Source organism: Halomonas sp. N3-2A (genome assembly GCF_002216165.1).
Classification (GTDB): Bacteria; Pseudomonadota; Gammaproteobacteria; order Pseudomonadales; family Halomonadaceae; genus Vreelandella.
In genome coordinates, this window is sequence record NZ_CP022286.1 from 4,600,355 (window position 1) to 4,613,958 (window position 13,604).

Sequence of the window (13,604 nt, forward strand, 5' to 3'; positions counted from 1 at the left end):
TCTATATGATAAGCTTCGCGCCTGATAAGCCGCGCCGTTGTTCTGCTAGTCAAGTTCGAGTGCTCAAGGAGTCCAGCAATGCCACACCTACAGTCACGCAGTTTACGGGTCTATGCCGACCACCTTGAGTATTTGGATCAAACCCAACTGCCCCAGAAGGAGCAGTGGGTGCGCTGTGGTTCACCAGAAGAGTGGCAGCATGCGGTGAAAAACCTAGCGATTCGCGGCGCGCCGCTGATTGGTTTGAGCGCTGCTTTCGTGCTGGCTCAATACGCCGCGCGTCATCCGCAAAGTGATTGGCAGTTGGTAAGTGATCGCTTACGCGCCACGCGCCCCACCGCAGTGAACCTGATGTACTGCCTGGATGCCATGGAAGCCTGCTTTGAGCAAGGGGTTGCCGCCTTGGCTGAGCGTGCCGCTGAACTGTTTTCAGAAGACCGCGAGCTTTGTCAGCGTATGGCCGAGCGGGGAGCCGACCTTTTGCAATCAGGCGACCGCATATTGACCCACTGCAATACCGGGGCGCTTGCCACCGCAGGTGTTGGCACCGCTATTGGCGCACTAGCAGTTGCCAAGCAGCGCGGTGTGACGCTGCATGTGTATGTGGATGAAACCCGCCCGCTGCTGCAAGGCGGCCGCTTAACCGCCTGGGAAATGGCTGACTTAGCCATTCCCTATCAATTGATTGCTGACAGCATGGCCGCGAGCTTAATGGCAGCGGGGAAAGTCGATAAAGTCATGGTCGGTGCCGACCGCATTTGTGCCAACGGTGACTTCGCCAACAAAGTGGGTACTTACATGCTCGCCGTTGCCGCCCACTACCACAATGTGCCGTTTTACGTGGTCGCACCCTACACCACGGTAGATCCCGCCTGCGCCACTGGTACCGAGATTCCTATTGAACAGCGTGATGCGTCAGAAATCCGCGGTGTTTCAGGCGCTTTTGGTGATGTTGTCTGGGCTCCCGAGAATGCCCCCGTGTGGAACCCTGCCTTTGATGTGACACCCGCCAAACTGGTCACCGCCTGGATTTTGGATACCGGCGTGTTTGATGCCGCCGCCATTGCCCGGGGCGAGCATTGCCGATAACGCCGCCGCGCTAACGTGGTGCCGCCAGAGACGCCCGTACACAGTGTAGGATGGGATAATCGATACGCCCTTCCAGTGCCTCGAAAACCATTTTCAGCCCTTGGTCTGGATAGTGCGCAAAGGCGGTGCGGATCTGCTCCAGGGTTACGGGATTCAAGTCGACGACTTCTTCCAGCGCCAGCCCGCCGCTTTGAATCACATCACTCAGGTGGCGATAAATGGTGTTGGCGGCCAGGCCGCGTTGCTCGGCGACTTCCTCAGGTGTTAACCCCTTGCGCAGCAAGGCGGCGGATTCCAAGGCACTGCTGCCCACGGACGGGGTGTCTTGATGGATTTCCTGGTGCGCCAGAATAACGGCCAGAAAACCCTCACCGTAATCCGCCAGCTTGCGCGCACCGATACCCGAGATCGCGCCCAGTGCCTCTAGGCTTTGGGGTTTCTGTTCGACCAGTTCGGCCAGAGTGGCATCGTGGAAGATTACATAGGCAGGCACGCCCTGGGCTTCGGCAAGTGCCTTGCGGTGCTGGCGCAGGGCTTCCCACAGCGCGCCGTGGCCTTGCGCTACCGAAGCGCCCTTGCTGCTGCGCCGGGCGGCCTTGGCCTTGCTTGGCTTACGCAGGGTTAGCGACTGTTCGCCACGCAGTACTGGCTTGGCGTTGGCCGTTAAGCGAATCCCGCCGTGACCTTCCATATCCACGCTTAGCAAACCGCTCGCAATCAATTGGCGAAACAGCGCCTTCCATTCGTTGGACGAAAGGTCGCCGCCAATGCCAAAGGTGCTGATCTTGTCGTGGCCAAAGCGGGTGATACGCTCGTTGCTTTTGCCCAACAACACGTCCACGAGATAGGTCACGCCGAAGCGCTGTTCGGTGCGGTAGACACACGACAGCGCTTTTTGTGCCGCCACGGTGGCCTCCCAAGTGTCGGGCGGGGTCAGGCAGTTGTCGCAGTTGCCGCAGGGCGTGTCCAGAGGGTCGCCAAAGTAGTGGAGAAGCGCCTGGCGTCGGCAACTGATGATTTCGCAAAGCCCCAGCATGGCGTCGAGTTTCTGCTGCTCGATGCGCTTTTGCTGGTCGGCGGCGCTGGAGTCCTGCTGCATCTGGCGCAGGGTGATTACATCCTGAAGCCCGTAGGCCATCCAGGCATCGGCGGGCAGGCCGTCGCGCCCGGCACGGCCAGTCTCTTGGTAGTAGGCTTCGATGCTTTTGGGCAGGTTGAGGTGGGCGACAAAGCGCACGTCCGGCTTGTCGATGCCCATGCCGAAGGCGATGGTGGCCACTACCACCACGCCATCGTCACGCAGAAAGCGGGTTTGGTGTTGCTGGCGCTGCTCGGCAGGAAGCCCAGCGTGGTAAGGCAGTGCGGTCAGCCCCTGGCGTTCCAGCCAGGCGGCGGTTTCCTCCACCTTGCGCCGGGAAAGGCAGTACACAATGCCCGCCTCACCATCGTGGTGCTCGCGAATAAAGCGCAGCAGCTGTTCCTTGGCGTTACCCTGATTCTCGGCGATATGGTAGCGAATGTTGGGCCGGTCAAAGCCGCTGTTGTAAAGCGCCGCCTCGTGGAGCTGCAGATGCTCCATGATATCGCCCCTTGTGGGCACATCGGCAGTGGCGGTCAGGGCGATGCGCGGCACCTGGGGAAAACGCTGCTGCAGGTGGGAGAGCTGGCGATATTCGGGGCGAAAGTCGTGACCCCACTGGGAGACGCAGTGGGCTTCATCAATGGCGAACAGCGCGATTCGGGTCTGTTCTAGCAGCATCTGCATACGCGCTGTGGCCAGCCGCTCGGGTGCAACATAGAGCAGATCCAACTCGCCATTTCGCAGTCGGTTCTCCACCTCGACCGCCTCGTGATAATCGAGACTGGAATTCAGATAAGCCGCCCTGACCCCGTTCTGCTTAAGCGCGGCCACCTGATCCTGCATTAGCGCGATCAGCGGCGAGACCACAATCGCGGTGCCTTCGCGCAGCAGGGCAGGGATCTGATAGCACAGTGACTTGCCACCGCCGGTGGGCATCAGCACCAGCGCATCGCCCCCAGCAATTACATGCTCAATGATGGCCTGCTGAGGGCCGCGAAAGCTATCGTAGCCAAATACTTCCTGCAGTACCTTGAGGGCTGCTGGATGGGGGGCGCCGTGCATCAATGCTCTCCTTGTCTCGTGCTTGAGGGAGAATTGTCGCACGAAAATTCAAGGGAGTTTGTTTCGCGAATGCCGACGCTGAGAATATGTCCAGCCTCATGGTGACTCAAAGCAATCCAGCGAGGTTGCTACTCTTTATGGCGGAATGTATCGACAAATGCCGAGAAGGCAGGTGAAGACTGTCGACGGTTTGGGTAGTACAGGTGAAAGCCAGAAAAATAGGGCGACCAGTCGGTCAATACCTTTTTGAGCCGACCATTTGCAAGGTAAGGAGCGGCTAAAGCCTCTGGTACGTAAGCTAGACCGATCCCATCCAAAGCCGCATTAAGTACATGAACGATACTGTTGAAGACGAGCTGTCCCTGGCCCTTGACGGTGAACTCCTTACCATCCTTTTCAAACTCCCAGGCATAGATTGCTCCATCGGGCCTGTGGCGAATATCCACACAGGCGTGATGGGTCAGCTCATAAGGTGTTTGAGGTTCGGGATGTTGATTAAAATATTCCGTTGAACCCACTACCACCAAGCGCATTTCAGGGCTGAGCGGAATCGCAATCATATCTTGGCTAATCGCTTCGCCAAGGCGTATACCGGCATCAAATCGCTCTGTCACCACGTTGGTAAACCCGTAATCCACATAGAGCTCAATGGTGACGTCAGGATAATTTTCCAGAAACTCGGCCATTTTTGGCCTCAAGCAAAGCGCAATCTGATCATCGGTACACGATATGCGGATGGTTCCTGCTGGTTTGTCACGCAACTCTCCTAACGCCTCTACTTCCATTGCAATCTGATCAAAAAGAGGTGTAAGCGACTGTATCAGCCGCTCACCCGCTTCCGTTGGTGCGACATTTCTTGTAGTGCGGGCCAGTAATCGCAGCCCAAGACGCTGCTCTAGGGATTTCATACGGTGACTTAAGGCTGATGGCGTCACTCCCAGCTTGGCAGCTGCTTTGGTAAAGCTTTGGTCTCGTGCCACGGCGAGAAAAGCCTGTAGGTCATCGATTCTCGAATTTGCCATTGCTGAATTTTACTCACAGGTTCATAAACATTATCCCCACTAATCAAGATGGAAGGCTGATGTCAATATGTGTTCAGTAAAAGAAGGTTATTCGACATTCACCTTAACCATTCATTGCTTGAGGGAAGACGTTTTGAGCACGCTAGCTTCTGACACCGCACCTACCAATCGCGTTACTCAGCAGGAAAATAAATCGCAGCCTGCTTATTGGAGCGGTGTTTTTGCGATGACGCTCTGTGTCTTTGCGTTGATCGCCTCGGAATTTATGCCGGTTAGTCTGCTAACTCCCATTGCTAACGACCTACGCGTCACGGAAGGGCTGGCAGGCTACGGCATTGCTATCTCGGGAGCCTTTGCGGTCTTAACCAGCCTATCGATTTCAAAACTCGCAGGCGGAATCGACCGAAAAAACTTGCTGCTTATTTTAACGGCACTGATGAGTGTCTCTGGGCTAATCGTTGGGTTGGCGACTAACTACACGATGTACATGGTGGGGCGGGCACTGATTGGTGTTGTTGTGGGTGGCTTCTGGTCGATGTCTGCGGCAGTCGCCATGCGATTAGTGCCTGCTGATAGTGTTCCCAAAGCATTGGCGATTTTTAACGGGGGCAATGCGCTCGCGGTGGTGGTCGCTGCTCCGTTAGGCAGCTATTTGGGGGGAATGATTGGTTGGCGTGGGACGTTCTTTTTCCTAGTGCCAGTGGCGTTTGTTGCCATGGTTTGGCAATGGATCAGTTTGCCCTCCATGAAAGCGACTCCACAGGCGAACGGTGCTGGCAACGTATTCACGCTGTTGAAGGATCCCCTAGTGTTTTTAGGGATGATGGCGATGGGCATTTTCTTTATGGGGCAGTTCGCACTGTTCACTTATGTTCGTCCCTTTCTTGAAACCGTCACCGGCGTTGATGTGCCGATGCTTTCGCTGATCCTGTTGGTACTGGGGATTGCCGGGTTGGTCGGTACCATGCTGATCGGTGGATTTATTAAAAAAGGGTTGTACCGGATATTGGTTGTTATTCCGCTGTTAATGGCGGCCACCGCGTTGGCGTTAGTCGCCTTCGGTAGCTCGGTCGCCGTGGCCTTTGTTCTGCTGGGGTTCTGGGGATTAGTGTCTACGGCAGCGCCCGTGGGGTGGTGGGCATGGCTCGCTAAATCCGTGCCAGAAAATGCCGAAGTCGGCGGTGGGTTGATGGTAGCGGTAATCCAGTTATCCATCGCGCTGGGATCAACCGTAGGCGGTCTACTGTTCGATTCGGCAGGCTACCGGAGCACCTTTGTGGCGAGTTCTGCCGTGTTGTTGTTCGCGGCTTTCCTCGCCTTTATGACCTCACGATCGCAAGTCCGGTAAGCGGTATGAGCCGGACGTCACGCCAGGAGAAACCCATGACCACGAGCCTTAGAGCCAATCAAAGCAGTTGCCGTCACCCGGCCATCAAAAATCGCCGAGTGCATGGCCTGCGGACTTATTGGGGACTCGCCCTGTTTGCGTTTGCGTTTGCGTTTGCGCTTGGCGGAGGCGACGCGGCTCATTCCGCGACGTCAGAACCGTCCACTGCCGCCGCAACAGCCACTGTACAACCGGAGGAATCTCGCATGTGGATGACCGTCGGCGAACGCCGTTTCTCCATCACGCTGGCCGACACTGAAGCAGCTCATGCGTTTGCTGCGCTGATGCCGATCTCGATGGATATGGGCGACCTACATGGCAACGAGAAATACGCAGATCTGCCTCAAGCACTGCCGACGGACGCAAGCCGCCCCGGCACGATCCACAACGGCGATCTCATGTTATATGGAACGAAGGCTCTGGTTGTCTTCTATTTGACGTTCGATTCGGCTTACTCCTACACGCATCTTGGTCGCGTAGATGACACTGACGGCCTGATCCAGGCTCTAGGAAGAGATAGTGTGCGAATCGATTTTTCAATGAACTAGATTGCGAATCCATGAAGACCACGATCTTGATTAAGCCTTCCGCTCTAGTGCCTCACTGGCCGATAGGTTCGCACCTCGCACTCACCAGGAACTGAGACACTCGGCCCATAGATGCACCTTGGTGTCCGCAATGATATCCAGGGTGTTGACCTAGCTTCCTCAGCCTCCAACCAGTAATGGAGAAACCCATGAACGAATCTACCCCGAAATCATTAGATAGTAACCAGTTCATTACATCGCGCAGGGGCTTCATAGAAGGATCCTTGCTGGCCGGTACAGCAGTATTTTTTGGCGCACAGTCCGCCTTGGCTGCCACAGGCGAGGCGCCCCTATTGATGACGCAAGAATGGGACAAGACTTTTCCGCAAAGCAATCAGGTTGATCATGAGAAGGTAACGTTCAAGAATCGTTATGGCATTACCCTGGTTGCTGACCTATACCTACCGAAAAGTCGTATTAATGAACAATTGGCGGCTATTGTTATCGGTGGCCCGTTCGGCGCAGTGAAAGAGCAGTCCTCCGGTCTATATGCGCAAACATTGGCTGAGCGCGGTTTCGTTACGCTGGCTTTCGATCCATCTTATACCGGCGAAAGTGGCGGAGAGCCACGCAACATTGCCTCGCCTGACATCAATACTGAAGACTTTAGTGCCGCAGTAGACTTTATTGGTTTGCAGCCCTACGTTGATCAAGAACGTATTGGGGTCATAGGTATTTGCGGCTGGGGGGGTATGGCATTGAATGCTGTCGCTGTGGATAAGCGTGTTAAGGCTGTCGCGGCTAGCACTATGTATGACATGACGCGAGTCATGTCTAGGGGCTACAACGACAGCATGACTTCCGAGGAGCGGGCGCAAACACTGGAGCAGTTGAGTCGGCAGCGTTGGTTAGATGCGGAAAACGGGAGGCCCGCTTATCAACCGCCTTACAATGAATTACAGGGTGGTGAGGCTCAATTTCTTGTCGACTACCATGACTACTACATGACACCGCGTGGGTACCACGAACGTGCAGTTAACTCGGGCAATGCCTGGTCGCAGACCACACCGCTGTCGTTCATGAACATGCCGCTGCTGACCTATATTCATGAAATTTCGCCTCGCCCCCTTCTGTTAATTCATGGCGAAAACGCGCACTCGCGCTACTTCAGTGAAACCGCCTATGCAGCCGCAGCGGCGCCCAAGGAGCTTCTGATCATTGAGGATGCAAGCCATACTGATCTGTATGATCAAATGGATAAGATACCGTTTGAACGACTGGCGGAGTTCTTTGACGAACATCTGAAGTAAACGCCACGTCGAGGCAGCTTGCGTTCTCATTGAGAATTTTCGTTCCAGTAGTGAGGGGCTGCGCCCGGATGGCGATCTTCCTTCGGTGGAGACAGTGGCTATGGTCCTCACTTTGCCGAGATTGGCTAGCGCTTTGATGGGTTTGATTTAGTCGGTCAGTACGACCCACGCTGGGCCTACATCCATTTGACGCCCATAATAGATGAGCCCATCTTGCTTGATGATAGTGAACAGCGATTTAGCGTGTGGTGGGAGTGAGCTAAAAGCAAAGCGTTGTTAATCATCACTAGAGTGTCATTAGGTCTTCGATTAGCGAATTCCTGCCCGTAAAAACGACTGGACAAACTGACGCTGAAAGAGCAGGAAAGCGACTAGCAGCGGGGCGATGCTTAACAGCGTCGCAGCGCTAACGGTCGCCCAGTTAACGCCGGTTTCGGGCGCGGAAAACACCCCTAATCCTACCGTTAGCGGTCGGCTCTCTACCGAGTTGGTCACCACTAATGGCCAGATAAAGTTGTTCCAGTGGTGGCTAATCGAGACCAGTCCGTAAGCAAGATAGGTAGGCTTGGCTAGCGGTACGTACACCTTCCACAAAATTTCCAGCCAGTTACAGCCTTCGATGCGGGCGGCGTCTTCCAGCTCCCTTGGAATGGTTTTAAAGGTTTGGCGGAGCAGAAAAATACCCAGGGCGCTGGCTACGTAAGGTAAGCCAATCCCGGTGATGGTGTTGATCAGTCCCAGCTCACTGGCAATGCGGTAGTTCTCGACAATCAGCACTTCTGGGAACACAAAGAGCTGAATTAGCACCAGCATAAACAGAACGTTCTTGCCGGGAATCGGAAAGCGCGCAAAGGCAAACGCCGCCAGAGTGCAGACCACAAACTGACCGACCACCACTCCTGTCACTAGCGCAAAGGTGTTTAGGTAGTAGCGGGCAAATGGCGCTTGAGACCAAGCGTTAGCGAAGTTCTCCAACGTCAGCGGGGCGAAGAGCGCAAAGTTGACCATAAACTCGCTGGGGTGGAAGGCAGCCCAAAAAGCATACAGCAGCGGAAAAATCCAAATAATCGCCAGTAGCCACGCGGCCACTGTTTCCAGCGCTGGAATTGAGAAAAAGCGGGAGCGGGGCGCATAGGAAGTGGTCGTATTCATTGATAGTGCGTCCTGCGATCTAAAATCGTGAACTTAAGCGTGGCCACTACCGCGAGCACCAGCAGAATCACCACCGTAATGGTGGCTGCCGTGGTGCGGTCAAAGAACGAGAACGCATTCTCGTAGACGTAATAAAGCAGCAGGTTGGTGGCGTTGTTGGGCCCGCCCTTGGTCAAGATAAATAGGTGATCCACGACCCGCACCGAGTTAATCAGCGCATTGATCAGCACAAACAGCGTGGTGGGCATGAGTAGAGGAAATGTCACCCGCCAGAAAAAGCTCCAACGGCTAGTGCCTTCTAAATCAGCCGCCTCTTTTAACTCGGGAGGCATGCTCTGGAGCGCCGCCAAGTAGAAGATCATAAAAAAGCCAGCTTCCTTCCACACCGACATCACGATTACCGAGCTTAATGCAAGGTTTGGATCACCCAGCCAGTTCACTCCAGAAAAGCCCAGCATACCGAGCAGTTTATTGAATAGGCCAATTTGCGGCGCGTAGAAAAACATCCAGATATTGGCTGCGGCGATCATGGGGAGAATCGTCGGCGTAAAGTAGGCCATACGCACAACGCCCCGCCCGCGAAGCTTGCCATTGACGAATAGCGCCATACCCAAAGCCAGCGCGATAGACGTAGGAATCGTACCGATGGCGTAGATTAAGTTGTTACGCGCTACTTTCCAAAACGTCGGGTCATCGAACAACACCTGATAATTTTCAAGGCCGACGAATTCAGTGGGTGCACCGCGAAAGCCGGGTAAAAACAGGCTGTTAATGACCGTTGTTACTGTCGGTAAATAAGCAAACGTCGTTAGCAGTAGCGCAGCTGGCAGTAGCAGAAGCGCGCCGTAGAGCTGCATTTTGCGGTGGTTGGTGAATGACATAGTGACGTACCGCACGTTGAAAAAGCCGGGGCGCGCCCCGGCGAATAGTAAAATGGCTAACGATTAGCGGGCGTAGCGGCGTAACACGCTATCGGCCTCTTGCTGCGCTTGGCTAAGCGCTTCTTGCGGCGTCATTTGACCGGTTAGTGCTGCTTGCACGGCGTTATCCAAGGCGCGGCGAATGCGGCCACCCTGGTAAGTGGAAAGCTCTGCCGTGCCATGCTCAAGCTGGTCGCGGGCAACCGCGGCAGGTGGGAACTCTTCCACATAGCCTTGCAGCGCGTCGGTTTCGTAGGCAGCGGGGCTAACGCCCATATAGCCGGTTTCAATCGACCAAGCAGCGGCGCGCTCCGGGGCAGTCATCCAGCGAATAAAGGTCATCGCTGCGCGCTGCTCTTCTTCTGTCGTATCTTCAAAAATGTAGAAGTTACCACCGCCGGTGGGGCTGCCACGCTGGGTTTTCATCGGCAGCATAGCGACGCCAAAATCAAAATTGGCTTCGCTGCGTACCGCGGTCAGGTTGCCCGTGGTGTGCCACATCATTGCCGTGGACTCTTCAAGGAAGTTCTGGCGCAGGGTGCCCCACTCAATGGTGCCGTCAGGCATGGCATTGTGCTCGGTGGCTAGCGATACCCAGTACTCCAGCGCTTCAACCGCTGCGGGGTCGTCGAAGTAGACCTCGGTGCCGTCTTCGCTCATTAACCGGTGGCCGTTCTGAAAGGCAAAGGCCTGGAACATCCAGTAGGGGTAGCCGGTCGATGGCACCATCACGCCCCACTGCTCGCCGTTGGAGGCTTCGCGCACGGTAGCGGCCATCTCGGCCATCTCTTGCCAGTTCTCTGGGGGCGTTTCGGGGTCTAGGCCGGCGGCTTCAAAGGCATCTTTGTTCCAGAACAGTACGATGGTGGAGCGCTGGAAGGGGATGCCGTAGGTTTTGCCATCCAACTGGCCATTTTCCATCAGCCCTGGGTAGAAGCCATCGAGCCATTCGCGCTCTTCATCGGTTTCGACCAGGTCATCAAAGGCGACGATGGCGTTCTGCTCAATCAGCTCGTACAGATCGATGGAGAACATGACCGACAGCTGCGGCGTTTCGCCCGCTTCCATCGCCGACATGGCGCGCACGCGGGTGTCGTCGTAGTTACCAGCGTAGATCGCTTCCACATTGATATCGGGGTATTCGCTTTCGAACTCTTCCACCAGAGTATCAACGACGTCGGTGAGTGCACCGCCCACTGCGACCGGGTAGTACATGGTCAGATCGACGCTATCCGCGTTTACCTGGGCGGCGCTTAACAAGCCCGCTGCCAGGGCGGTCATTGCAAAAGGGGTACGCAAACGCATAAGAGACTCCGCAAGTGTCAATACTGCTGTCAGTGTTGGAAAGAGCCCACCGCCGGTGGGCGAGGAACGCTTCGCGATGAGCTGGGTAAGGGGAGCGTCGTTAGGTCATCCCGCCGCAGGCCTTCAGCATCGAAAAGGTGTGTATTCTGTGACGTCCAGTAGAGGCTGCATGGCTGACCTGTCAGTGCCTGCTTGCCGCTAAGCCGCACGCGTAGGGTGTGCGCCCCCACTGCCACATAAGCAATGGTGTCCGCTCCCAGATACTCTTCACTTAATACGTTAGCGGGCACGCCGGAACCGGGTGCGATGCGCAGTTCGATATCTTCCGGGCGGATGCCCAAATGTCCGCCAGCGGCGTCCAAGGGGGCTACGGGGGTACTTGGTTCGCCTTCGATAACGGCGCCATTTTTACCGGCTACTAGGGGCAGCAGGTTCATGGCGGGGCTGCCAATAAAACTGGCGGCAAAAGCGCTAGCGGGGCGGTTATAAAGCTCGTCCGGAGTGCCGTCCTGGACGATTTTGCCGTGCTGCATCAGAATCACACGATCTCCCATGCTCATCGCTTCCACTTGGTCGTGGGTGACGTAAATCACCGTCATAGTCAGGCGACTTTGTAGTGCTTTGATTTCCCTGCGCATGTCGCTGCGCAGCCGAGCGTCCAGGTTGGATAGCGGTTCATCCATCAGGCAGATCGGGTGTTCGGAAATAATCGAGCGCGCCAAAGCAACCCGCTGGCGTTGGCCACCGGAAAGTTGCGCAGGTTTGCGGTCTAGATAATTGGTTAAATCAACCAGTTCGGCGACTTTGGCCAGTCGCTGGCGCTGCTCATCTTTGGGTACCTTGCGGCTGCGCAGGCCAAAAACGATGTTGTCGGCAACGCTCAAATGCGGAAACAGTGCGTAGGACTGAAACACCATGCTCAGCCCACGGTCGCCGGGCGGCAGGCGGGTAACGTCGCGCTCGCCGATATGAATACGCCCGTCGCTGGCCTCTTCCAGGCCCGCGATCATGCGCAGCGTGGTGGACTTACCACAGCCTGAAGGGCCTAGCAGAATGACAAATTGCCCAGGCGTGACGTCGAAAGAGATGTCATCGACGGCAGTAGTCGCGTCCCAACGTTTAGTGACGCGTTCCAAGCGAATACGCGATTGGTTTGACATAGCACACACATCACCGGCTGTTGGTTGTTATTGGTTCAGCTTGTGTTGAAGGTGTTGCCGTTGTATGACACTTACATGGATGGTTGATGACAGCCGTTGTGTCAAGCGGAAAATTCACTTGGTGACTTTGATGCCGTAACGCTGAAGCCTGCGCACCACGCTGGATTGGCTAATCCCCAGCCGTTCAGCGATGGCGTACGTACTGGGAAGCGTTTTGCTCAACGTTTCCAAGGTTTCGCGCTCTAGTCTGGCGAGGTACTGCTTTAGGGTTTCTTCGGGGGCTAAGGCGGCTATTGGCGAAGAGATTGACGTTTGCGGCAGATTAGCAGGGGGCTGCTGCGTAGGAAGGCTAGGTGCTTCAATTTGATCCGTCGGGCTGGATAGCCAAGCTCTTTCCAACCAGTTTTCAAGCTCTCGGACGTTACCTGGCCAGTCGCTTCCCATTAACGTTGACCATACTGGGTTGCCCAGGATTTTTTGCCGCCCATAGCGTTGGTTAAGGCGTTTCAAACAGGCTTCCACGAGATCAGGAATATCTTCTCGGCGGTCGCGTAAAGGGGGAAGCGTGACCGGTATGACGTTGAGACGGTAGTAAAGATCCAGGCGAAATAGGCCCGCTTCTACTTGTTTTGCTAGATTCTGATTTGTGGCGACAACTAAGCGAAAGTCCACTTTGCGCGGTCGTGTATCGCCTAACCGGGTAAGGCTTCCGTCCTGGATAACTTTTAGCAGTTTGGTTTGCATTAATAAGGGAAGCTCACCGATTTCATCGAGAAACAGCGTGCCACCTTCCGCTTGCTCTAGTAAGCCTGCTTTTCCTTGGCGAGCCGCGCCGCTGAACGCGCCGGGCTGATAGCCAAACATCTCAGACTCAAATAAGTTTTCGGGAATGGCCGCACAGTTAACCTCAATAAAGGGATGGTTATGGCGTTGGCTCCAACGGTGCAACTGTTTGGCAAACGCGGTTTTCCCCACGCCCGACTCTCCCAGCATCAAAACATTAGCGTCCGAGGGGGCGACCCGTTTGAGGAGCAAGGCGACTTCACGCATAACGTGGCTTCTCGCCTGCAAGTTATCCAGCGCGTCGTCCAGCGCTTGCTCCTCGGCACCGTGGGCTGCTTGGCTACGTTTTAAGTGCTCACTAAAGCGCTTCTGGAGTAGCGCATATTCGTCTTGTAGGAGCTGTAAGTCGGTTAAGTCTCTGGAGCGGCTGATAACACGCTCTAACTTCCCATTCACAAAGACAGGGTAGGCTTGAGCTATCACACGGCGCCCGGTGCCGGTTACCTGCATCAGTTGGGCCGGCTGGTGGGTGCGCATCACTTCTAAGGTGATGGATGGCTTCAAAATGCCTGCTTGCTGCAGCTGGTAAACGCTACTACCTAGCAACTCTTCCCGGGGCGCGCCATAAACAGCCTCAGCGCCGGGGCTAATATCAAGCACTCGACCCTCTCCGCTGACGATGAAGAAGTGATCGTTGGCGGTTTCTACAATGGTTTTTAGCACGCACTTATCGATTTCACTCACAGCGATTGTCTCTTGAGTAACCTGTAATTCATTTTTGCATTAATGATGCATAGATGACTTAA

Annotated in this window: 11 protein-coding genes; 4 read left to right on the top strand and 7 right to left on the bottom strand. The window is 55.3% G+C overall.

Features of this window, described 5'->3' with window-relative positions; translation table 11 throughout:
- Window positions 1-78: 78 nt before the first annotated feature.
- Window positions 79-1,089 carry an S-methyl-5-thioribose-1-phosphate isomerase gene (gene mtnA, locus CEK60_RS21240; protein ID WP_089040709.1) on the top strand — a complete coding sequence of 337 codons (1,011 nt, stop codon included), beginning with the start codon at window positions 79-81 and terminating at the stop codon, window positions 1,087-1,089.
- 10 nt (window positions 1,090-1,099) lie between these two features.
- On the opposite strand, the gene recQ is transcribed toward mtnA, so the two are convergent.
- Together recQ and CEK60_RS21250 are read right to left on the bottom strand one after the other, a co-directional pair.
- A complete protein-coding gene (gene recQ, locus CEK60_RS21245) occupies window positions 1,100-3,232 on the bottom strand; it encodes a DNA helicase RecQ (protein WP_089040710.1) in 2,133 nt (710 codons plus the stop codon).
- Window positions 3,233-3,360: 128 nt separating this feature from the next.
- Window positions 3,361-4,254, bottom strand: coding sequence for a LysR family transcriptional regulator (locus tag CEK60_RS21250; protein WP_089040711.1), 894 nt, complete (start codon window positions 4,252-4,254; stop codon window positions 3,361-3,363).
- Between the two features lie 133 nt (window positions 4,255-4,387).
- Here CEK60_RS21250 and CEK60_RS21255 point away from each other — a divergent pair, with 133 nt between their 5' ends.
- The 3 genes from CEK60_RS21255 (at window position 4,388) to CEK60_RS21265 (ending at window position 7,478) form a co-directional block, all read left to right on the top strand.
- Entirely contained in the window at window positions 4,388-5,602 is a 1,215-nt protein-coding gene (locus CEK60_RS21255; protein ID WP_232471426.1) for an MFS transporter, read from the top strand.
- A gap of 5 nt (window positions 5,603-5,607) precedes the next feature.
- Window positions 5,608-6,189, top strand: a complete 582-nt coding sequence (locus CEK60_RS22450; protein ID WP_232471427.1) for a cyclophilin-like fold protein — start codon at window positions 5,608-5,610, stop codon at window positions 6,187-6,189.
- 188 nt (window positions 6,190-6,377) lie between these two features.
- Window positions 6,378-7,478, top strand: a complete 1,101-nt coding sequence (locus CEK60_RS21265) for an alpha/beta hydrolase (protein ID WP_089040712.1) — start codon at window positions 6,378-6,380, stop codon at window positions 7,476-7,478.
- Window positions 7,479-7,787: 309 nt separating this feature from the next.
- Here the strand turns inward: CEK60_RS21265 and CEK60_RS21270 are convergent, their stop codons facing one another.
- The 5 genes from CEK60_RS21270 to CEK60_RS21290 form a co-directional block, all read right to left on the bottom strand.
- On the bottom strand, window positions 7,788-8,630 hold the full coding sequence (locus CEK60_RS21270) for a carbohydrate ABC transporter permease (RefSeq protein WP_089040713.1): 843 nt from the start codon (window positions 8,628-8,630) through the stop codon (window positions 7,788-7,790).
- Window positions 8,627-9,511: a carbohydrate ABC transporter permease gene (locus CEK60_RS21275; protein ID WP_089040714.1), complete on the bottom strand. Its 885-nt coding sequence runs from the start codon at window positions 9,509-9,511 to the stop codon at window positions 8,627-8,629. The genes CEK60_RS21270 and CEK60_RS21275 overlap by 4 nt, the downstream gene beginning before the upstream one ends.
- A 63-nt stretch (window positions 9,512-9,574) precedes the next feature.
- Window positions 9,575-10,855 (bottom strand): ABC transporter substrate-binding protein, encoded by a 1,281-nt coding sequence (locus CEK60_RS21280; RefSeq protein WP_089040715.1) that lies wholly within the window; start codon window positions 10,853-10,855, stop codon window positions 9,575-9,577.
- Window positions 10,856-10,884: 29 nt separating this feature from the next.
- Window positions 10,885-12,015, bottom strand: a complete 1,131-nt coding sequence (locus CEK60_RS21285; protein WP_089040716.1) for an ABC transporter ATP-binding protein — start codon at window positions 12,013-12,015, stop codon at window positions 10,885-10,887.
- Window positions 12,016-12,129: 114 nt separating this feature from the next.
- Complete coding sequence (locus tag CEK60_RS21290) at window positions 12,130-13,542, bottom strand: sigma-54 interaction domain-containing protein (RefSeq protein ID WP_089040717.1); 1,413 nt, start codon at window positions 13,540-13,542, stop codon at window positions 12,130-12,132.
- Window positions 13,543-13,604: the final 62 nt, after the last annotated feature.

Excerpts from the sequence above, each read along its gene's own strand:
- mtnA (WP_089040709.1), top strand. The coding sequence starts at position 79 with ATGCCACACCTACAGTCACGCAGTTTACGGGTCTATGCCGACCACCTT.
- recQ (WP_089040710.1), bottom strand. The coding sequence starts at position 3,232 with ATGCACGGCGCCCCCCATCCAGCAGCCCTCAAGGTACTGCAGGAAGTA.
- CEK60_RS21265 (WP_089040712.1), top strand. The coding sequence starts at position 6,378 with ATGAACGAATCTACCCCGAAATCATTAGATAGTAACCAGTTCATTACA.
- CEK60_RS21270 (WP_089040713.1), bottom strand. The coding sequence starts at position 8,630 with ATGAATACGACCACTTCCTATGCGCCCCGCTCCCGCTTTTTCTCAATT.
- CEK60_RS21280 (WP_089040715.1), bottom strand. The coding sequence starts at position 10,855 with ATGCGTTTGCGTACCCCTTTTGCAATGACCGCCCTGGCAGCGGGCTTG.
- CEK60_RS21250 (WP_089040711.1), bottom strand. The coding sequence starts at position 4,254 with ATGGCAAATTCGAGAATCGATGACCTACAGGCTTTTCTCGCCGTGGCA.
- CEK60_RS21285 (WP_089040716.1), bottom strand. The coding sequence starts at position 12,015 with ATGTCAAACCAATCGCGTATTCGCTTGGAACGCGTCACTAAACGTTGG.
- CEK60_RS21275 (WP_089040714.1), bottom strand. The coding sequence starts at position 9,511 with ATGTCATTCACCAACCACCGCAAAATGCAGCTCTACGGCGCGCTTCTG.
- CEK60_RS22450 (WP_232471427.1), top strand. The coding sequence starts at position 5,608 with ATGAGCCGGACGTCACGCCAGGAGAAACCCATGACCACGAGCCTTAGA.